We start from the raw sequence: 20613 nt of genomic DNA on the forward strand, positions 1-20613 counted from the left end.
ATCCATCGCTTTGTTGAAGGAAAAAACATCCTCCAAGCAACTAAGCTTGGAGGATGTTTTTTTTAGATCAATTCGATATATTTTTCATTTTTTTCTAAATGATTTAAATAGATCAACAAACGATCATACAATTGAGTATTGGCTTCTTCAATGGCAGCACCAAGGTTTTCACCAATTTCTCTGACAGTTCGTTTCCCATCGATTTGTTGAAGGATAAAACTGCCGTATTTGTCGAGTTCCATCTCAGAAGTTTCTGGAATCTTGTAATGGATCTTACGTAAAACGCGTTGGATCCAAGCATTTTGCTCCGTAATGACAAAGACGATGCCATCCCGCACTTCATAATGCAGATCTTCTTTTTGACGGTATACTCGATCTAATAATACCTCAGTTTCAGGATTCACAGCGCTTCGCTGTTCATTAGTCATTGTGTTTCACTTTCTTCACACTTAACAATGGGACAACGATTGCAACAACTAAGATTGCTAGCAATAAGAATGCCGCACCATTAGATCCTAAGAACCCAGTTGGTGAACCTGGCGTAACGATACCAGTAATTTGTAAAATGATTCCGATCAACCCGATGATTGAACCACCTGCGATCAAACCAGATGACAAGCTGACACCTAAAGTGATACGTTCTTCAGCAACTTCTTCTGTTTCTTTTTTGTTCATTGTATCAATCAATTGACGGATCAACGCACCTACTAAGATGATTGAAGTTGTTGAGATTGGTAAATAGAAACCAATTGCAAATGTCATAATTGGAACTTTCATGAAGTGCAATACGATACCCATCACGACCCCAGCGATAACCATGTGCCATGGAAGTGAACCAGACATGATTCCTGAAGTTAGTGTTGCCATCAAGTTCGCTTGTGGCAAACCAAATGGTGGGTTAGAACCAGTAATAGCCAATTGTGGAGCCAAAATTACCATCATACCTGTAACAATAACTACACCAACAATGTTAGAGATTAAGAAGTAACGGCGACCTTCTGAAAAGTTTCCGCCCATTACAAAAGTAACTTTTTGAGATTGTGAATAACCACCAGCAACTGAGATAGCTAATACGATAAATGTACCGAATAATAGCAATTGTTGCGTATTTTCAGTGGTTGTCCAACCCATCATAACAAAAACTAACGTTAGGATAACCATTGATGCAATCGTCATACCAGATACTGGTAAGTTTGATGTTCCGATCGTACCAGTCAAACGACCCGCAACGATAACGAATAAGAAACTTAAGATGATTGATAGTAACCCGCCGATAAGTGCCATTGCGACACTTCCTGTGATGACAAATCCCATCACGATACCGATAACCGCACCGATGATCAATGGCAGCATACCGCCGCCTTCTTGTTCAACACCATCTTTACGGCCTTTTAATGTTGCTGAGATTGATGAAATGATTGTTGGGATCAATTTGATCGCACCGATCAATCCACCAGAAATCATCATACCAGCACCAATGTATTTCACATATGAACCAGAAATAACTGCAAAATCAGAAGCACTCAATAATTGAGAAGCATTATCCCAAATATGTGCACTGCTATCTGCCATGCCCATAAAGTAGCCTAATAATGGAGCAATCGCAAAGTTTGCTAAGATTGAACCTGCAAACATCAAGACAGAAACGTCCATTCCTACGATAAAACCAATCCCTGCTAACAATGGGTTCACTTCTGTTTCAAATTTCCATTTGTAGAAGCTTTCGTTTACATAACTGATCACATTGTTCATTACACCAAAAACCGAACCAGTCAAAGCAGTTAAAACACCACCGATTCCAAATCCGATTCCCATGTATTTCAATGAATCGCCACCAGTATCAGAAGCAACTAGTGTTTCAGAAATAGCCATCGCTTCAGGATAAACTAGTTTTCCGTGTTCGCTAACTAACATGTAGTCTTGAACGAGTGAGAAGACACCAACACCTAGTAAAACAGCACCGATTCCAAGACCAACACCTTGAATAAAGTTTACTTTACCACCGACTAAAATTACGGCTGGTAATACGAAAATCATTCCAGATGCTACAGATTCCCCACCACTTGACATTAATTGCAATAAGTTCTTACCTAAGATTGTTTTAGGTTTTACAAATAGAGCGACTAGCCCTGATCCAATAATTGCGCCTGGAATACCTGCAGCTACGGTCAAACCGGCTTTCATACCTGAGTAAGCTGTTGATGCAGCAAATAATGCTGCAAGGAAAATACCTAAAATCAGAATGATTGGTGAACCAGATTTTTTAGGCTTTTCTGCAACGTACGGGACATAGTCCTTACCGTTAATTCCGCCAAAAGCGTCTTTCGAGAGTTTTTTCATTATTTGAGATTCCTTCCTTACTATCTTTTCCCCAATGAGATGAGGAATCCCGTAAAGACAGGATTCCGTATCCTCTCATTACCGACTATTTAACTAAGCGATAAATTGCGTCAGCATAAATAGCTGTTGCTCTGAACAAGCTATCAATAGGCATAAATTCATTTGGTTGGTGCATTACGTTTTCTTCACCTGGGAACATTGCGCCATATGCGACACCACGTTCTAAGATTCGTCCATAAGTGCCTCCACCGATTGATTCTTCGTGGCCTTCAAGACCAGTATGTTCTTCATAAACGTCCAATAATGTTTTCACTAATGGATCAGTTGCGGGAACATAATGAGGTGTTTTCACATCACCAATGATTTCAATTGAAACATCCGCAGCTTTAAGAACTTCTTTCATGTTCGCTAAGATTTCATCTTTTGTGATTCCTTCAGGGTGACGAACATTCAAGGTTACTTTCTTATCGCCAGCTAGACTATAATCGAATAAGTTTGCAGATGACGTCGTTTCTCCCATTACATCGTGTTTCGTGTAAGCATTCAACTTCTTACCATTATAATCTAGGTGCATATATTCAGCGATTGTTTGGATATAATGTGCCCCGTTACCGTCAAGTTTGTAATCAACTAAGAAAGTAGCTAAGAAAGTAGCTGAGTTGACACCAAATTTTGGTTCTTGTGCATGAGCCGCTTTACCAATCACAGTTAAAGTAACTTCACCGTCAGCTTCAGCAAATTCGCCCTTTACGCCAGATTTTTCGATAAATGCAGTAAATGCTGTTTTCATGTCTGCAACTTTGGCTGCATCGTTTACTTTAAGAACAGCAGTTGCATCCCCTGGGACCATGTTTGTCCGTAAACCTGATTTAAAGCTTACAAGATCAAAGTCGCCAGCTTCAGCATCAGCTTGAGGTGCAAAAGTTACTTCGTAAGATAAGATTCCTTTTTCACCATTAATAATCGGAAATTGTGCATCTGGAGAAAAACCGACTTTAGGCATTTCTTCAACTTCCATGTAACGGTGGATCCCAACCCATTCACTTTCTTCATCAGTACCGAAAATAAAGCGAATTTTTTTAGAGATTGGTAATTTTAGATCTTTGATGATACGCATTGCATAATAAGCCGCGATTGAAGGACCTTTGTCATCTGCTGAACCACGAGCAAATAATTTCCCATCTTTGATCACTGGTTCAAAAGGATCTGTATCCCAGTTATCATCAACAGGAACAACATCCACGTGGCCTAATAAACCAAACATTTCTTCGCCATCGCCATATTCGATATGACCGGCTACGTTTTCGATATTCTTCGTAACAAAACCGTCGCGTTCGCCAAATTCCAATACTTTGCGTAAAGCTGCCGCTGGACCAGGTCCAAGAGGTTCTTCTTTGGTGCCGTGTTCCACGTCACGAATACTATTGATTCGGATAAGATCACCTAAATCTTTTAGTAAATCGTCTTTGCGTGCTTCTACTTCTTTTTGCCAATCAATTGTCATTGTTTAATCCCTGCTTTCTTTTTTTTGTAACAAGTTTTTAGACCTGTTAAATTCATTAGAAAGATCATGTCTAAATCTTTTTTCAAATTTTGACAGCTTAGAATAACTATTTCCAAAAAATAAGTTCATGGCCTTTTTTGAGAATGTACTACATTAAAACAATCAACGGAAAAGACCGTTCATGAATATCGAAATGTTATTCTATAATTTCTAATTCCGCAGTTTGTTTCACCTCCCAAGTTGACATTATACCGTAATTTTATTCATAAGTCATTGTGGAAAAGCCATCATTTAGAAGAAAGAAACTGATTTTTATTAAAAATAATATTTCCTCTAAAAATTTTTTTGTTATTCAAGCTGTGAAAAAAAGCGTCTGTTTTATTATGACATGATATATTCAAACCCTATAAGAAGTATAACTAAGGTTGTATTCGTTTACAAATTATATTTCATTCATTTAATCGTGTTTTTATCTCATTACTTTGTTATCTTTTACTAATTTGTCTATACTTGAATCAGTTTGTAAATAACAAAAAAGAGAGAGCACAAAAAAAGTGTCTCTCTTTCTTAAAACCTATCATTTTTTAATCAAAAATTCATATTAGTGTTTTTTTATTCGTTTCCCTTATACTTTTAACGCTCTTTGTGCCAATGTCATTTTTGCTTGGGGGATCCTAAATGGCGAGCAAGAAATATAATCAATTGCCAAATCATTTAAGAAAGTAATCGATTTTGGATGTGCCGCTGCTTCACCGCATACACCGATCTTCAAATTTGGATTTACTCGTCTCCCGCGTTCAATCGCTAGTTTCATCAAAGCACCCACACCCGACTCATCCAATACTTGGAATGGATCCTCTTTGAAAATACCATTCTCTAGATATTGCGTAACTATCCGCGGCGAGTCATCTCGGGATAATCCTAGCGCCATTTGAGTCAGGTCATTCGTTCCAAAACTGAAGAAGTCAGCATGTTCAGCAATCTCATCAGCGACAAAGCAAGCTCTTGGTATCTCAATCATCGTACCGATCTGATAATCAAGCTCTTGTTTTTGCTTCTCAAGACTTGTTTGAATTGCTCCTTCAATCGAAGCACGGACTTGTGCAAATTCATCGGCGTCAATAGTGAATGGAATCATAATCTCAGGTTGAATCACAAAATCTGTTTCTTTCATCACTTCACATGCTGCTTCAATGATTGCTTCTGCCTGCATTTGATAAATCTCTGGGTAAGCTACGCCTAAACGCAATCCCCGAAATCCCAGCATCGGATTAACCTCTGCTAAATTATCAGTTTTCCGCTTTACTTCATTAAATGTTTTTCCTAATTCTTTAGCGACTTCTCGACATTCATCTGCCCCTTTAGGTAAAAACTCATGCAATGGCGGATCAAGTAGCCGAATCGTCGTCGCTTTCCCTTTTGCTGCCTCATACATAAATTTGAAATCTTGTTTTTGGACTTTTTTCAAATGATCTAATACTTCTAGCCGTTCGGCTAAACTATCAGCTAAAATTAGTTGACGAAATTGTAATAGGCGGCTCTTTTCAAAAAACATATGCTCAGTCCGAGCTAAGCCAATTCCAACCGCACCTAAGGTCATTCCTGTTTTGATATCATTAGGCGTCTCAGCATTGGCACGTACTTTGATTGCAGCATGGCGTTCCCAAATAGTATGCAATTCATCTAATGCAACCAAATTGGTGACTTCTTCCATTGGTATTTCGCCAAAATATATCTTTCCGCTCGTTCCATTGACAGATAAGATCGTCCCTTCTTCGATGAGGTTATCACCAACTGTGGCTTTATTTTCTTCCGACACGATTAATCGTTCACATCCTACTACTGAACAAATTCCCATACCTCGAGCAACAACCGCCGCATGAGAGGTCATTCCGCCGCGACTGGTAATCACCGCTTCACTGACAGCGATTCCTTCGATATCTTCTGGTGAAGTTTCTTCTCGTACTAAGATTACTCTTTCTCCCCGTGCTTTAGCCGCAGTCGCTGCTTCGGCAGTAAAGTATGCCGCTCCTGTTGCAGCGCCTGGACTAGCTGCTAATCCTGATAAGAAAGATTCACGATTTTTCAATGCTTTTTCATCAAAATTTGGATGTAGAGCAGCTTCTAAATCTTTGGCTTCAATTCGGCTGACTAATTCTTTCTCATCGATGATCCCTTCATTATAAAAATCGAGTAAGATTGTCAATGCTGCTTTTGATGTTCGTTTACCACTCCGAGTCTGCAAAATAAATAATTTTTCCCGCTCAATTGTAAATTCGACATCTTGCATGTCGTGGTAATGCTTTTCTAAGCTTTCACAAATAGTTTTTAACTGTTGAAACTGCTCTGGTAGTTCATCAGCTAAGACTTGAATCGGCTTAGGTGTTCGTACACCGGCTACAACATCTTCCCCTTGAGCATTGATTAAATATTCTCCGAACAAGCCAGAATTACCTACTGATGGATTGCGGGAAAAGACCACACCAGTACCGGAACTTTCACCAAAATTCCCAAAGACCATTTCTTGAACATTCACAGCTGTCCCCAGATCATCGCTGATGTCATGTAGCCGCCGATATGTTTTCGCCCGTTGATTGTTCCAACTGCCAAAGACCGCTTCGATTGCTAAGTACAATTGTTCGATTGGATCTTGCGGGAACTCTCGTTGCAATTTCTCTTGATAAATTTTTTTGTATTCGGTTACAATTTGTTTCCAGTGCTCTGCCGTCAACTCCGTATCAAACGTTAGCCCTGCCGCCTTTTTTACTGCCGTAATCCGACTTTCGAAATCATTATTATCCATTCCCATCACAACATTCCCAAACATTTGCAGCAATCGACGATAGCAATCATATGCAAAGCGTTCGTTTTGACTATTTTCTGCTAATGCCACGACCGTACGATCATTCAGACCTAAGTTCAGCACAGTATCCATCATCCCAGGCATCGAAAATTTTGAACCACTTCGAACAGAGACTAATAATGGATTTTCTAAATCATCAAATTTTTTGCCAGTTTTTGCAGCCAATGTTTCAACAGCTGTCATTACTTGTTCTTTTATTTCATCTGTTAATTGTTCGCTATGATCTAAATAATATAAGCAAGCTTCGGTCGTTACCGTAAATCCAGTAGGAACCGGCAGACCTAATTTTGTCATCTCTGCTAGATTAGCACCTTTTCCGCCTAATAAATCTTTTTGTTCTTTCGAACCTTCTGAAAATAAATAAACCCAACGATTCATGTAATTCTCCTCTTAAAAAGTTTTATTTGATCTATTTACAGTTTAATACGCGGATTATATAAAGTCAATAAGATGTTTATATAATTTAATCATACACATATATTGCATATAATGATTTGTTTGCCAATAAATGATTGACTATTTTTAGTTACAAAAATAGACCAATCTTTTATAAAAGATTGGTCCTCATCACATCTATTCTCGGTAACACAGCGCTAATCCCTTTAGAAAATTACGCGCATACTTATCTCCGCAAGGTTTAAAATTGCGATGACCTTCCTTTCGTAAAATCGCTCCAAGTTCTCCTTTTGAAGGATAGACACCCGCTGCCGCTAAAATATCCAGCATATCCTCACTAGTCAACGCTAAGGCGATCTTTATCTTTTTTAATAAAATATTATTGATATGCCTGATCTCTGTATTTGCTGTTTGGATTGATTGGGTTGCTTTATTCTTTGGCTCTCCACGCTTGACTATAATAAAACCATTTAAAAATGTATCCAGTGCTTTATTATTGATCATTTTCACATAAAGATTTTTTTCGAAGGAATCACTAACTTCTCCTTCTTGGTTGTTTATTTTCGTCAGCATCGCTTTTTCTTCTTCTCTAGAAATATCTATTCCGCCTAATTGAAAGGCCTTTATGATCTCTGTATCTTTGATGTCTAAAGCATATCTTAACCGTAACAATATATCATTATTGTTCATGACTTACCTCCGCAAGTTTCGACTGATCCTCATACTATACCATAAAATAGACTTCTGCGATTGGCGAGGAACAACTTAACAAAATTCTTGATATTTTATTTTGCCTTCTAAGTTTGACACAAAGATGCTGAGGATTATTTAGCGAGCTCTTCAATCACAAATCCGTGCTGCAGCAATTGATACGTAGCATTTTCATGATAATTTTGACCAAATAAACACTGACCTGCTTTTTTTATTTCTATTGGATCACCTTCATTAAAAGTAGCAATCACGGTTTTTTCTTTGTAATTTCGTGTTAAAGAGACTATCTTTTTATCATCATCATAATGCCAGAGCATATTCCCATAGCTAAAAACTTCAAAAAATTGTTTTCGTACCGCGATCAACTGCTTGACAAACCGTTGAAGCTCTTCGTCTTGTCCTTCCCAGATCATGCAACGACGACAATCTGGGTCCATTCCTCCTTCCATTCCTACTTCGGTACCATAATAAATACAAGGCGTTCCTTTTTGAATGAACATAAAGGTCAGCAGAGCTTTCAGCAACGCTTTATTGCCCTGACACAAAGTTAAAATTCGTGGTGTATCATGCGAATCCAATAAATTAAAACTGACCTCATTGGTTTGATCACGGTAAAGCAGTTGTTGACGATTCATGCCAAAAATCATTTGGGAAAGAGAGAGAGACTGCTCTACAAAAAAAGCTTTGATGCGGTCAGTAAACGCATAGTTCATGACTGCGTGAAATTCATCGCCTTGCAGCCAGCGTTGAGAGGAATGCCAAATCTCTCCCAAGATATATACATCCTCTTTTTGACGCAAGACTGTATCATGGAATTTTTTCCAAAAATGATGATCCACTTCATTTGCAACATCCAAACGCCAGCCATCGATATCAAACTCACGAATCCAATACGTGGCGATCTCCAATAAATAATTTTGAACTTCAGGATTGGCAGTATTTAATTTTGGCATATGAGGATTGAAATTAAATGTAGCATAATTCAAGTCCTTAGCATTTTCAGAGTCAGGAATTGCTGTATAACGCGGAGGAAAAGAATCAATATGAAACCAATCCGCATACGAAGACGCCTTACCATGTAAAATCACATCTTGCCATTGATGTGAACTCGCTCCTAAATGATTAAAAACGGCATCAAGCATCACTCGAATCCCACGTTCATGTGCTTTTTCGACCAATTTGCGAAAGACTTGTTTATCGCCAAAATGCGGATCAATCTCATAATAATCCACCGTATCATATTTATGATTTGAAGGAGCCGTGAAAATCGGACAAAGATACAAACCATTTATCCCTAAATCTTCTAAATAATCCAGCTGATCAATCACGCCTTGTAAATCACCGCCAAAAAAATTTTCACGTGTAGGTCTCTCACTTTCCCAAGCTAGCACGTCTGCTGGATCATTGGTAGGATCACCATTATAAAAACGTTCTGGAAAAATTTGATACCACACCGTTTTTGCTACCCAATCCGGCACCTTGAAACGGTCAATTTCTTGGAAATAAGGCATCCGAAAATATAAATAATCCCGGGTTAAAAATTTTTCTTCATATTTGAAGATTCCTTGATCAGTATAAAAAATTTCTGTGCCGGAAAAATCTGTCACACAAAATGCATAGGCTAACCGCCGATGAGGTGCAGTCACTTCGATTTCCCAATAATCGTGGGTATCTGTTGTATAAGTTTTATGCATCAATTGCTGTTTCTGATACCATTTTTCTTCGGCAAACAAATAAAAGTCACCGCTGATTAAGCCGACAGATTTTGTATCATCTCGCGATGTCTGTATACGAATCCGCAATCGATCTTTTGTATAAAGAAACGCAAATTCACTTTCAGGCCGGTGATAGATTCCTGCATTGTTCATCTTACTCCCTCCTCTTCTGTATTCATTGTATCAGATATCTCGATGGCGTCTCTATTTGAAGCTATTCACAAGCGTACAAAGGGATTATTGACGCTGAAATATGCTATTATAATAACAGAATAAATATTTTCTTCGCCTCGTTTATCGAGGATCACTCCAGGGCGTAGCATGTTTGGGGAAGCGGCTGCGTCCGTTTTTTTTTTGACAAATATTAAAAATTTTGTTTTAATGAATTCATCAATATTGAAACGAGGGATCATGCCATTGAAAAACTAAGCGAATGTTGGAAGTTGTACACTAACCTTAGAGTAACTTATGTTAACGGGATTAGTGGGCAAATTTTCAGGATTGGCTTAGGGTTTCAAAGGTAGGTCTCTTTTTGTTCATTATACATATTTTGCTGACAGTTCCACTTTCTGGCAATACGGATGTGAATGAATATTTTTTCAAGATATTGAAAAATGACTAAAGAGCTCATTATCTCTGATCCTTTCCTGAAAATTGGTTAGGATTTTTTTGTTTCCGCCTGGAGACAAAGGAGGGATATTTATGACAACCATTCACATCACCCATCTGACTTTTGGTTTTGATAAACAAGTCGATTTATTATTTGATGACACTGACCTAGTCATTGATACTAGTTGGAAATTAGGATTAGTCGGCCGAAATGGTCGAGGAAAAACGACATTGATGCAATTACTATTAGGAAATTATCCGTATCAAGGAGAGATTCAGTTTCCTTTACAACCCGTCTACTTTCCAGTAGCAGTTACTGAGACAGACCAGCTGACGTATTATGCCTTATCAGAAGTTGTTGATTTTGAATTATGGGAACTAGAACGAGAAATGAATTTGATTCAACTAGATCCGCAAGTGCTTTGGCAGCCTTATCAAACGCTGTCTGGCGGTGAACAAACCAAAATATTATTAGCTCTGCTCTTTACTCAAAACGAGTTTTTCCCCTTGATTGACGAACCAACCAATCATCTGGACCTGCAGGGCCGCCAACACGTAGCAGACTATTTGCAACGCAAGGATGGTTTTATTGTCGTCAGCCACGACCGACAATTTTTAAACCAAGTCACCAATCACACTTTGGCAATCGAAAAAAGTCAATTAGTACTTTATCAAGGTAATTTTTCAACTTATGAAGAGCAAAAAAAATTACGTGATGAATTTGAGCTAGCTCAAAATAAAAAACTAAAAAGAGAGATTGGCCGATTGAAAAAAACAGCGGCAGAAAAAGCCGAATGGTCACGATCTCGAGAAAAAAACAAGTACGGGAAACCGGCAGAAAAAGGCAGTGGCGCTATTTTTGATACTGGTTTTATCGGTGCTCGAGCAGCACGAACGATGAAACGTTCAAAAACTATTGAACAACGGATGTATGATCAAATCGAAGAAAAGCAGGATCTATTAAAAGATCTGGAGGATGTCGATCGTTTGACGATGAACTATCGCTCAAGCCGGCATTCACAGCTTTTAAAAGTAGAAGAGTTGACTTTGCGTTATTCTGACCAAGACTTGCTTTTTTCCCCGCTTTCTTTTGAATTGAAGCGCGATGAAATTATTGCTTTGACTGGGCCGAATGGAATCGGAAAATCGAGTGTCTTGCATTACTTGCTCGGCTCTTTTACCGGCGAAGCTAGCAGTCGCTTGTTTCGACCACACGCAAAAATCAGTTATGTAAGACAAAACTACGAAAGTAACCATGGAAATCTACAAGAATTTGCTGAAGCCAATCAATTGGATTACTCTGCTTTTTTAAACAACCTGAGAAAATTAGGTATGGAGCGCAATGTTTTTCAAAATCGAATTGAAGAAATGAGCATGGGCCAACGAAAAAAAGTAGAGTTAGCTAAATCATTAGCACAAGAAGCAGAACTCTATATTTGGGATGAACCATTAAACTATCTTGACGTCTTCAATCAAAAACAATTAGAAGAACTCTTGTTGCAAGTCAAGCCGACCATGCTGATCGTTGAACACGATCAAACCTTCTTGGAAAATATCCAAGCACAACAACTTCTATTACAAAAGAATTAACTATTATACTAACTCCCAAAATTTTCTTATCATAAAACAAATAGCTAGAACTGCTTGATTAGCAGCTCTAGCTATTTGTTGGCAATAACAACAGAAAATGGCTTTCTGTCTACCTATTGAATAATTATTTTCGGTTGGTCTTTTAATATCCGCCCTTACTTTTGGGGTGATTTAGGCGGAGATTCAGCTACTTCATAAATCACCTCCTCAATTTTCCGTATAAAATTATCAAATAAGATTATCAAAAATTTCTATTAATTTTCTTCGATACTTGCAATAATATTCTCGATATTCATATAACGAAAATCATCTTTGTTGATAAAAATAATCTGAGCTTTACACTTCTCCTTTTTGATAATCTCTTTTACTTTTTCCTCCGAACGAGCAACTTGAGGCGTCAGAAGCAAAACATCATATCCCTTAGAATTCAGCTTTTCCTCAACTCGTCTTATCGGTGCATAATCTATCTCATACGATAGCCTTTTTTCTCTGATCGCTTCGAGTATTTTTGATACTAGCAGCGATGCACTGATCCCTGTCTCACAAATAATCAGTATATCCTTATGCATAATACTCTCCTATCTTTTACTTTTTCCTTTTAGTGAGCAAACCCTATTGGCGAAAACGCCACATAAGTTAAGATAACAACGACTACTAATACTACCGCAGCGATTTTACTGTATTTCCAAGGCTCGATGTTTACTTTTGTATCAAATGAATTCAGGACAAATTCTCCATCTGGTTTCACTTTAGAGACAACTAACAGAATAATAATATCTAGGATAAACAACGCACTTAGAACATACAGAAAATGAATATCTTTGAAAAGCATTTTTGACAATGCGTACAAGATGATGTGAATAGCGATTGTCATTTTTGCTCCAAAGGCAGTTGCTTTTTTTGAATAAAAAGCAAAGAGAATAATCACTAACAGCGGCATATTGTACAATCCATTAAATTCTTGAACAAATTGATACAGGCCTGCTGGAGCAAACGAAATGAAAGGTGCTACAATAATGGAGATGATCCCAACAACGACTGTTACTGTTTTACCAGCACGAGCGATTTGTTTGTCATCTGCTTGCTTATTGATGATTGGTTTGTAAAAATCTAGTGAGAACAATGTCGATGTCGCATTTAATGCTCCTGCAAAGGAGGACAAGATTGCGCCAAAGATCACCGCGGCGAAAATACCAAAAATCATTTTCGGCAGGACTTCAGTTACTAAATACGGATACGCGTTATCTGGATTTGACATCAAGGCATCACCGAAAATGTTTCGCGCGACGATACCAGGAAAGACTAAGAACAACGCACCAAAAATTTTGAAAATTCCTACTAGAAAAGCACCTTTTTGTGCTTCTGCTAAATTTTTTCCTGACAGTGCTTTTTGGACAATCATCTGATTGGTACACCAGAAATACAAATTATTAAATAGCATTCCTGTGAATAGTGTATGCCACGGTACAATTGCCGAATCGATTGCTCCTACAGAGTTAAGTAGCCACGGCGTATTTTCAACGACGTGTTCAATCCCGCCGACAAAGCTGCCACCCCCAAGCTTCATTAAGCCTAAGATTGGGACCAGGAGTCCGCAGATTAACAGACCAACACCATAAATCGAATCACTATTGGCACTTAGAGATAAACCACCGATCAGCAGATAGAGAATCCCAACAACTCCAATCACCATAGCAACAATAATAATTGCCACGATCGGCTTGACCCCCAGCAGCTCATCAATATGAAAAATCTTATTGAATACTAGCGAACCTGAGTAAAGGACCACAGGTAAGAAAGAGGTCATGTAGGTAACAATAAATAAAATCGAAATAATTCGTTTTGTAACCGTATCATAACGAATTTCAATAAAATCTGAGATCGTATTAATTCCATACTTAAAATATTTTGGCAAAAAGATGACAGCCAACGCCACAATCGCGATCGTAGCAGTTACTTCCCAAGCCATTACTTCCATTCCGGCATGGTAGCTTTGACCATTTTGTCCGACAATTTGCTCCGTGGACAGATTCGTCATAATAATCGTGCCGGCAATAGGCAATGCGGCTAAGCTTCGGCCACCCATGAAGAAGCCTTCTGATCCAGAGGTATCGACATTTCTGGATCGAGAATAGGCAAAAATCCACACAAAGATGACAATCACTAGGAAACTGATTATAGAAAAAAGATTCATCGTCTAGCTCCTTCTCAATAAATTAAAGACCGGTGACCTCTCGGATATAGCTGCGTGCTTTGACTGCATACTCAAATGGATTTGCTTTGGCTGGATCTTGCTCCGCTTCAACAACAATCCAGCCCTCATAGTCACTTGCTTCAATCGCTGTCCAAATCGGGGAGAAATCAATCATTCCATCACCAGGCACTGTAAAGACGCCCTTTTTGACTGCATTTAAGAAGCTGTCTTTTTCTGTTTTAATTTCCTCTGCCATTTCTTGCCGAATATCTTTGAAATGGATGTGTTTGATGCGATCTTTGTAGCGATTATAAATCGTGATTGGGCTTTCACCAGAAAAGACGAGATGCCCCGTATCAAACAATAGTTTAACTTTCGCTGGATCAGTCATTTCCATTAAGCGGTCGATTTCTTCCGTTGTTTGGACCCCTGTTCCCATGTGATGATGGTAAACAATTTCCATATCCTTTTCGTGAGCCAGATCCCCTAGTTTTTCCAACCCTTCAGCTAATTTTTGCCACTCTTCATCCGTAAAAATCGGCTTCTCATCGAAAACTGGTGCTGTCATAATACCTTGGATACTGTGCCCCTGCTCTGCTACTACGATGACCTTCGCCCCCATCTCGTGCAGAAAATCCCGATGCGCTTTAAAGGATTCAGCAGTCTCTTCGAAAGGTTTAGTTGTCAGAAATGCACTGAACCATGCACTAGCCACCTTTAAGCCACGAATGCTCAGATATTGGTCCAAAACCTTCGGATCTTTTGGATACTTGTTACCAATCTCTGTTCCGGTAAACCTAGCGAGCGACATTTCACTGATACATTGCTCAAAAGTATTTTCACTTCCAAGTTCTGGCATATCATCATTGGTCCACGCAATCGGTGCAATAGCTAGTTGAATTTGTTTGACCATTATTTCACTCTCCTATTTTTTTTAGTTGTACTAAACTATTCGTATCAAATGATTCTTGACAAGCTAATGCGATTCTTGTTGCTTGTAGACCGTCCTCTGCATTAACTACTGGTTGGCGGTTTTCTTGAATGCATGAAACAAATTCTTGCGCTTCACGAATAAAGGCTTCTCTAAATCTTTCTGGGAAATTTTGAGAGCATGGACGAATAACCCCCTGATCATTCATAATCGTTACAAGATTTTTTTCAGGTACTTGTGCTACTCGCAGCATTCCTTTGGTTCCAATAATCTCTGTTTCAACATGATAGCCATGAGCTGCGTTTCTTCCAGCGACTAATAAAGCCATTGTTTTATCGCTAAGACTCATCATCGCTGCCCCAGTTTCAAGTTCACCGGCTTGATCCAGTTCCGGATAAGCAGCATTCTTCCCAATCGCCCAAACTTGGTCGACCTCTTGACTGGTAAACCAGCGGACTAAATCTATATCATGAATTGCCATATCTAGGAATAAGCCACCACTGTCATTATTCATCGCGAATTTTACAAAGCTTTCCAATCCTTCGCTTGGATCGATACCATAGCAGCGAATCAGCGTAATATTTCCGATTTCTCCGTCTTCTACCATCTTCTTTGCGTACTGGTAAGATTCATCATAGCGGCGCATGAAGCCTAACATGAACACTTGCTCAGGATGGGCTTCAATAACCTTCTGAGTTTTTTGAATATCTTCTATCTCAAGTCCTAACGGTTTTTCAGTAAAGACGTGTTTCCCATTTTCCATTGCCAAACGTACCTGTTCACAGTGAAAGCCTGAAGGTGATACAATAAAAACTGCGTCAATGACAGAACTTTGGACCATTTCCTCATAATCAGAAAACGTATGCTTAACGCCTAATTCCTTCTGTGCAAATACCAGTTCTGATTCAACTAAACTACATGCAGCAGTGAGCTCACACCCATTAACAGCAGATGATAAATTCTTTGCATGCACTTTTCCTAATCTTCCTAATCCCACAATTCCTACTCTAATATTTTCCATGAAATACCTCCGTTGTCTGAGAATTAACCATTGTATAATACTGGTCGTTCATCCATTTGGATAATCACTTTTTCCCCTGTTTCACGAGAATCATGACAAGCCATCATCGTAATCGCTGCTACATACCCATCCCAGGCAGTAGGACCAACGAGCGCGCCATTTTTAATCGAATCAATCCATAATTTGAATTCATAGTCATAAGCATCTAAAAATCGTGTTTGCCAATCTGGTGAAATCGGTGTATAATTTTTTTCTTCTGCTTTGATTTGTGTGTATGCGGGATCAGTCATTCCTACTTCTGCCGTTTCAAAAACCACATCACATTTAATATCATAGCCAAAACGACAATTCACAAAAATTTCCAAATCGATTGTTACACCCGATTTTGTTTGAAAGATCAGCAGTTGTGGGTCATGTAAATCAGCATGGGTATTGCTGGTTCTCTTCGGTAAGATCATTTGAACAGAAGCATAATCTTCATTTAACAACCAACGAAGTACATCGATCTCATGAATTGCTGTGTTACTGATCGCCATTGGCGTCTTATAATTTTCATCTGCACTGGGATTTCTATGGGCACAATGAAGCATCAACGCTTCGCCATAACGTTTTGATTCAATCGCTTTTTTCAGTTCGATATACCCACGATCATAACGGCGCATGAAGCCAACCTGAACCAGCTTTTTCCCATAAGCCACTTCAGCATCCACAATCCGGCGGCAGCCTTCGGCATCCATCGCCAATGGTTTTTCACAGAACACGTACTTCCCATGCTTAATTGCTTCCAGTACATATTTTTCGTGTGTTGGGTCCCATGAAGTAACGACTACAACATCCACATTCTCAGAAGCAATCAGCTCCTCTCCTGTTTTGAAGAATTTGGCACCAATTTCCTGGGCAATCTTACTTGCTGCTTCGACATTGATATCTGATACTGCCGTCACATAAGCACCTTGTGTCTTGTGATTAATTCTGTCGATATGTTCAATCCCAATTGCCCCTGTTCCGATAACACCTACTTTTATTCTCAATGGTTCATCCCCCTATTTCTTTGTCTTACGCATAACAAGTATGCGCTTACAAAATTATGTTTATGCAGCTATTATTGCTAAAAGGTAGAGCTCTCTCTTTACTCTGCCTTTTTACTACCCATAGGCTTGTATATATAGATCCTTAATTTGACCATGATTAGGAACTTTTTTATTGTTTTGCGGACTGCCACTTGCTAAGGCATCTGTTGCCATTTTATCTATGGCTACAAAAAACTGTCTCTGATCAACGCCGTAATTTTTAATCGTTGGAATGGCTAACTGTTGACACAATGTCTGTATCTTCTCAATTAATAAAAGCGAGGAATCCTCCACCGAGAGTTCCTCGGCTGTTGGATAGATGTACTTCGCAATTGTAGACAAATCTTCTTTGATTGCATCCTTTGAAAACTCTAAAAAAACCGGCAACAGCATCGCATTTGAGATTCCATGTGGAATATGGAAAAGCGCTCCTAACGGACGACTCATTCCGTGGATCAATGTAACTGATGCATTAGAAAAAGCAAGCCCCGCCTCTGTCGAAGCTAAACTCATTTGTTCTCTAGCTAAACTATCTTGACCATTTTCATACACAACAGAAAGCACATTCATAATTTTCTTCATTGCTTCTAGTGAAAATAATCGTGTCACTTCATTAGCCTTGACCGATACATAGGACTCCAAGGCATGACATAACGCATCAATTCCCGTTGCGGCTGTGACTTTAGCCGGCACAGTAAGGGTAAAGTCAGCATCAACGATGGAAAGCTGCGGCATGAAAATCAGATCTTTCATCATCATTTTGACTGCTGTTTTTGTATTGGTAATAACTGCTACATTCGTCACTTCTGAGCCAGTCCCCGCGGTCGTTGGGAGTGCGATTAGAGGAATACTAGGTTGAAGCAGATCATAGCGTTTTTCGTAAAGTGCTTCAAGGCTCAGCTGATTGGCGGCTAATACCGCGACAACTTTTGCTGTATCCAGACAGCTCCCACCTCCAAAAGCGATAATGTGATCACATTGATTTTTTTGGAATAATTGCAACGCAGCATAGACATTTTCTTGCGTTGGCTCTGCTTGAATATCTGTATATTCCGCTAGCTGAATGCTTGTTTTACCTAACAGCGCTTCGATTCTTTTTAAATGACCGGTTTGCTGCATCACTGTATCACTGATAATTAAAGGATTTTCCCCCAGTTGTTTTGATTCTTCGAAAAGATTTTGGATTGTTCCTCCGCCAATTATTAAATTGGCGGGCATTTTTAATTGAATATTCACAGAAAAAACCTCTCTCTGGCGAATCGCCGATAACAGAATCCTCGAAGCTCTTTTTACAGAGTTTCAAAGTAAATTTAGTCAATCTCACTTGGCGCATACCGGGCCGTCACTACTTTTCGATGGGTATAAAATTCTACACTATCATTTCCATTAGCATGCAGATCACCAAAGAAAGAATGCTTCCAGCCGGAAAAAGCAAACCAAGCCATTGGTGCGGGCACGCCGAGATTGATCCCTAACATACCTGCATCAATATTTTCTCTAAAATAGCGAATTGCAGATGCGTTGCTAGTGTATAGACATGAGCCATTCGCGAATTCTGATTCATTCGTCAGCTTAACTGCGGCTTCCAGATTTTTCACCCGAACGATTGATGCGACTGGAGCAAAAATTTCATCTTGCCAAATCTTCATCTCCATCGTGACATGATCAAAAATCGTAGGTCCAACGAAATAACCTTTTTCTGGAATATTTTCTCGGCCGTCTAGCAACAGTTTTGCCCCTTCATCTATTCCTTTCTGAATGTATTCAAAAGTCCGTTGTTGTGCTTCTTTTCGAATAACTGGTCCTAAAAAGATTCCTTCATCCAAACCGTTACCAATTTTTATCATTTTTGCCGCAGCTCTAAATTTTTCAACAAATTGATCTGCGATAGCTTCTTCTAATACAATGACAGAAGCAGCCATGCAGCGTTCGCCAGCAGAACCAAAGGCACCGCCAATGATATCTTTGACTGCACGATCAATGTTGGCATCTTTCAATACAATAACGTGATTTTTCGCTCCAGTTAATGCCTGCACTCGTTTTAAATTTTTTGTTCCTTCTCGATAAACGTATTCACCGACTTTTTTTGAACCTACAAAGCTGATACCTTTTACCAGTGGATCACGCAATAAAGTGTTCACAACATCATGAGCACCGTACACAACATTAAAAACTCCGCTAGGAAAACCTGCTTCTTCGATTAGTTCAACAATTTTTTCCATCAGTAGCGGTGTTTTTTCTGAAGGCTTCAACACTACGGTATTACCTGCTGCCAGCGCCATGGGGAAAATCCAGAAAGGCACCATCATTGGAAAATTAAACGGTGTGATTCCTCCAATTACTCCGATTGGGTAACGATAATTCGTAATCTCAATATCAGTAGCTGCTGTCGACAGAGAATCCCCCATGATTAAATTCGTGATTCCCGTTGCGTGTTCTACATTTTCAATACCTCGCTGAACTTCTCCCAACGACTCGGATAGAGATTTCCCGTTTTCAAGCGTGATTAACCGTGCTAGTTCATCTTTATGTTCTAGTAATAAATGATGCAATTTGAAGAGATACCGTCCACGAACAGGAACACTCACTTTTTTCCATGTTTGAAAAGCGACATCAGCAACTCTTATTGCTTCTGCTGTCTCTGCCTCACTAGATAATGGGACATTGGCTAAAGGTTCTTCTGTAGCTGGATTGACAACTTTTTCAAAATCAGTCGCTTTGCTGGCGACCCACCGTCCGTCGATATAATTCCTTAAAAATCGTGTCATTTATTTTCCTCCTAAAAAAATCTGCTTATTCATTTTATCCGCACCTGCTGATTGACTACTTGCGCTGCAAGATCCATTCGTGCTTCTTCTCGTTATGGAATTTCCAAATTCGCTCAGGTCCTGCCATCACATTTAAATAATAGGAAGTGTACCCATCCGGCACACCCACAGGATGATAGCCCTTAGGAACTTCAACGACATTTTGATGCTCTACCGTCATCGTTTCGTCTAACGAACCATCCTCTGTATACACTCGTTGGAAAACAAACCCTTGCTCTGGATCAAGTTCATGATAATACGTTTCCTCTAAAAAGGATTCATGAGGCAAGTTTTCTTGGTCATGCTTGTGAGGAGGATAGCTGGAAAAATTTCCTCCCTCAGTATAGACCTCCACTACCAATAAGCTACTCGCAATATCGACATTATCCGGTAAAATATTATGCACGAGCCGTTTATTTTGATAAAGACCGCGTTCTTCAATGATATTGTCCTCAGCTCGAATCACATGCACTGGCAAAGCTTTTTTTGCCACCGAGTAACAAAGTGCCAATCGGACATTATCCGAAGCTGACACAAGCTCAAAGGGGGTTCCCGCCGGTATATAGATACTATCCGTTGGAATCTTCTCAAAAACAGATTCCCTCGTACCTAAACCCTCATACCACTTACCTTCTGTCTTAACATTGATTTTCCCAGTCAGTACAACGATACATATTTCTTGTTCGCTACCAACTTCTTGATAAGCGGCGCCATTTTCTAGCTCAAGAACCTGAAATTCAATATATTCTAAATCAGCATTGGTTTTCCGAATATTTTGAATTTGTCGAACACCAGGTGCTAGTTCTTTCATTAAAGATTGGTGCTTCAATGTCTTTTTCAATCAATCTACTCCTAACTTTTT

General features: G+C 39.2%; 15 protein-coding genes. 1 reads left to right on the forward strand and 14 read right to left on the reverse strand.

Annotated elements, in window-relative coordinates; all coding sequences use genetic code 11:
- Positions 1-62: 62 nt before the first annotated feature.
- The 6 genes from P7D84_RS09560 to P7D84_RS09585 form a co-directional block, all read right to left on the reverse strand.
- Positions 63-428, reverse strand: coding sequence for a PqqD family protein (locus tag P7D84_RS09560; protein ID WP_137604106.1), 366 nt, complete (start codon positions 426-428; stop codon positions 63-65).
- Positions 421-2340, reverse strand: coding sequence for an OPT/YSL family transporter (locus tag P7D84_RS09565; protein ID WP_137604105.1), 1920 nt, complete (start codon positions 2338-2340; stop codon positions 421-423). Before P7D84_RS09565 ends, P7D84_RS09560 begins: the two co-directional genes overlap by 8 nt.
- Before the next feature lie 85 nt (positions 2341-2425).
- Positions 2426-3844 carry a dipeptidase PepV gene (gene pepV, locus P7D84_RS09570; protein ID WP_311806247.1) on the reverse strand — a complete coding sequence of 473 codons (1419 nt, stop codon included), beginning with the start codon at positions 3842-3844 and terminating at the stop codon, positions 2426-2428.
- Positions 3845-4469: 625 nt separating this feature from the next.
- On the reverse strand, positions 4470-7085 hold the full coding sequence (gene ppdK, locus P7D84_RS09575; RefSeq protein ID WP_137604103.1) for a pyruvate, phosphate dikinase: 2616 nt from the start codon (positions 7083-7085) through the stop codon (positions 4470-4472).
- A 195-nt stretch (positions 7086-7280) separates the two neighbouring features.
- On the reverse strand, positions 7281-7793 hold the full coding sequence (locus P7D84_RS09580; protein WP_311801459.1) for a YehS family protein: 513 nt from the start codon (positions 7791-7793) through the stop codon (positions 7281-7283).
- 134 nt (positions 7794-7927) lie between these two features.
- A complete protein-coding gene (locus P7D84_RS09585; protein ID WP_311806248.1) occupies positions 7928-9682 on the reverse strand; it encodes a glycoside hydrolase family 13 protein in 1755 nt (584 codons plus the stop codon).
- A 549-nt stretch (positions 9683-10231) separates the two neighbouring features.
- Here P7D84_RS09585 and abc-f point away from each other — a divergent pair.
- On the forward strand, positions 10232-11728 hold the full coding sequence (abc-f, locus tag P7D84_RS09590; RefSeq protein WP_311806249.1) for a ribosomal protection-like ABC-F family protein: 1497 nt from the start codon (positions 10232-10234) through the stop codon (positions 11726-11728).
- 254 nt (positions 11729-11982) lie between these two features.
- Here the strand turns inward: abc-f and P7D84_RS09595 are convergent, their stop codons facing one another.
- The 8 genes from P7D84_RS09595 to iolB form a co-directional block, all read right to left on the reverse strand.
- On the reverse strand, positions 11983-12297 hold the full coding sequence (locus P7D84_RS09595; RefSeq protein WP_311806250.1) for a PTS cellobiose transporter subunit IIC: 315 nt from the start codon (positions 12295-12297) through the stop codon (positions 11983-11985).
- A gap of 29 nt (positions 12298-12326) precedes the next feature.
- Entirely contained in the window at positions 12327-13922 is a 1596-nt protein-coding gene (locus tag P7D84_RS09600) for a solute:sodium symporter family transporter (protein ID WP_311806251.1), read from the reverse strand.
- A gap of 22 nt (positions 13923-13944) precedes the next feature.
- Positions 13945-14835, reverse strand: coding sequence for a myo-inosose-2 dehydratase (gene iolE, locus P7D84_RS09605; protein ID WP_311806252.1), 891 nt, complete (start codon positions 14833-14835; stop codon positions 13945-13947).
- 4 nt (positions 14836-14839) lie between these two features.
- Positions 14840-15874, reverse strand: a complete 1035-nt coding sequence (iolG, locus tag P7D84_RS09610; protein WP_311806253.1) for an inositol 2-dehydrogenase — start codon at positions 15872-15874, stop codon at positions 14840-14842.
- Between the two features lie 23 nt (positions 15875-15897).
- The gene (locus P7D84_RS09615) at positions 15898-16905 is read right to left on the reverse strand and encodes a Gfo/Idh/MocA family protein (RefSeq protein WP_311806254.1); all 1008 of its coding nucleotides are present in this window, start codon (positions 16903-16905) and stop codon (positions 15898-15900) included.
- Between the two features lie 114 nt (positions 16906-17019).
- The gene (locus P7D84_RS09620; RefSeq protein ID WP_311806255.1) at positions 17020-18180 is read right to left on the reverse strand and encodes an iron-containing alcohol dehydrogenase; all 1161 of its coding nucleotides are present in this window, start codon (positions 18178-18180) and stop codon (positions 17020-17022) included.
- Between the two features lie 74 nt (positions 18181-18254).
- A complete protein-coding gene (locus P7D84_RS09625; RefSeq protein WP_311806256.1) occupies positions 18255-19712 on the reverse strand; it encodes a CoA-acylating methylmalonate-semialdehyde dehydrogenase in 1458 nt (485 codons plus the stop codon).
- 55 nt (positions 19713-19767) lie between these two features.
- Entirely contained in the window at positions 19768-20592 is an 825-nt protein-coding gene (iolB, locus tag P7D84_RS09630; protein WP_311806257.1) for a 5-deoxy-glucuronate isomerase, read from the reverse strand.
- Positions 20593-20613 lie beyond the last annotated feature (21 nt).

Source organism: Enterococcus dongliensis (assembly GCF_031927985.1).
Lineage (GTDB): Bacteria > Bacillota > Bacilli > Lactobacillales > Enterococcaceae > Enterococcus_A > Enterococcus_A dongliensis.

What these genes read in the sequence shown, in the direction of transcription:
- P7D84_RS09560 (WP_137604106.1), bottom strand. Translation starts at nt 428, where the DNA reads ATGACTAATGAACAGCGAAGCGCTGTGAATCCTGAAACTGAGGTATTA.
- P7D84_RS09565 (WP_137604105.1), bottom strand. Translation starts at nt 2,340, where the DNA reads ATGAAAAAACTCTCGAAAGACGCTTTTGGCGGAATTAACGGTAAGGAC.
- pepV (WP_311806247.1), bottom strand. Translation starts at nt 3,844, where the DNA reads ATGACAATTGATTGGCAAAAAGAAGTAGAAGCACGCAAAGACGATTTA.
- ppdK (WP_137604103.1), bottom strand. Translation starts at nt 7,085, where the DNA reads ATGAATCGTTGGGTTTATTTATTTTCAGAAGGTTCGAAAGAACAAAAA.
- P7D84_RS09580 (WP_311801459.1), bottom strand. Translation starts at nt 7,793, where the DNA reads ATGAACAATAATGATATATTGTTACGGTTAAGATATGCTTTAGACATC.
- P7D84_RS09585 (WP_311806248.1), bottom strand. Translation starts at nt 9,682, where the DNA reads ATGAACAATGCAGGAATCTATCACCGGCCTGAAAGTGAATTTGCGTTT.
- abc-f (WP_311806249.1), top strand. Translation starts at nt 10,232, where the DNA reads ATGACAACCATTCACATCACCCATCTGACTTTTGGTTTTGATAAACAA.
- P7D84_RS09595 (WP_311806250.1), bottom strand. Translation starts at nt 12,297, where the DNA reads ATGCATAAGGATATACTGATTATTTGTGAGACAGGGATCAGTGCATCG.
- P7D84_RS09600 (WP_311806251.1), bottom strand. Translation starts at nt 13,922, where the DNA reads ATGAATCTTTTTTCTATAATCAGTTTCCTAGTGATTGTCATCTTTGTG.
- iolE (WP_311806252.1), bottom strand. Translation starts at nt 14,835, where the DNA reads ATGGTCAAACAAATTCAACTAGCTATTGCACCGATTGCGTGGACCAAT.
- iolG (WP_311806253.1), bottom strand. Translation starts at nt 15,874, where the DNA reads ATGGAAAATATTAGAGTAGGAATTGTGGGATTAGGAAGATTAGGAAAA.
- P7D84_RS09625 (WP_311806256.1), bottom strand. Translation starts at nt 19,712, where the DNA reads ATGACACGATTTTTAAGGAATTATATCGACGGACGGTGGGTCGCCAGC.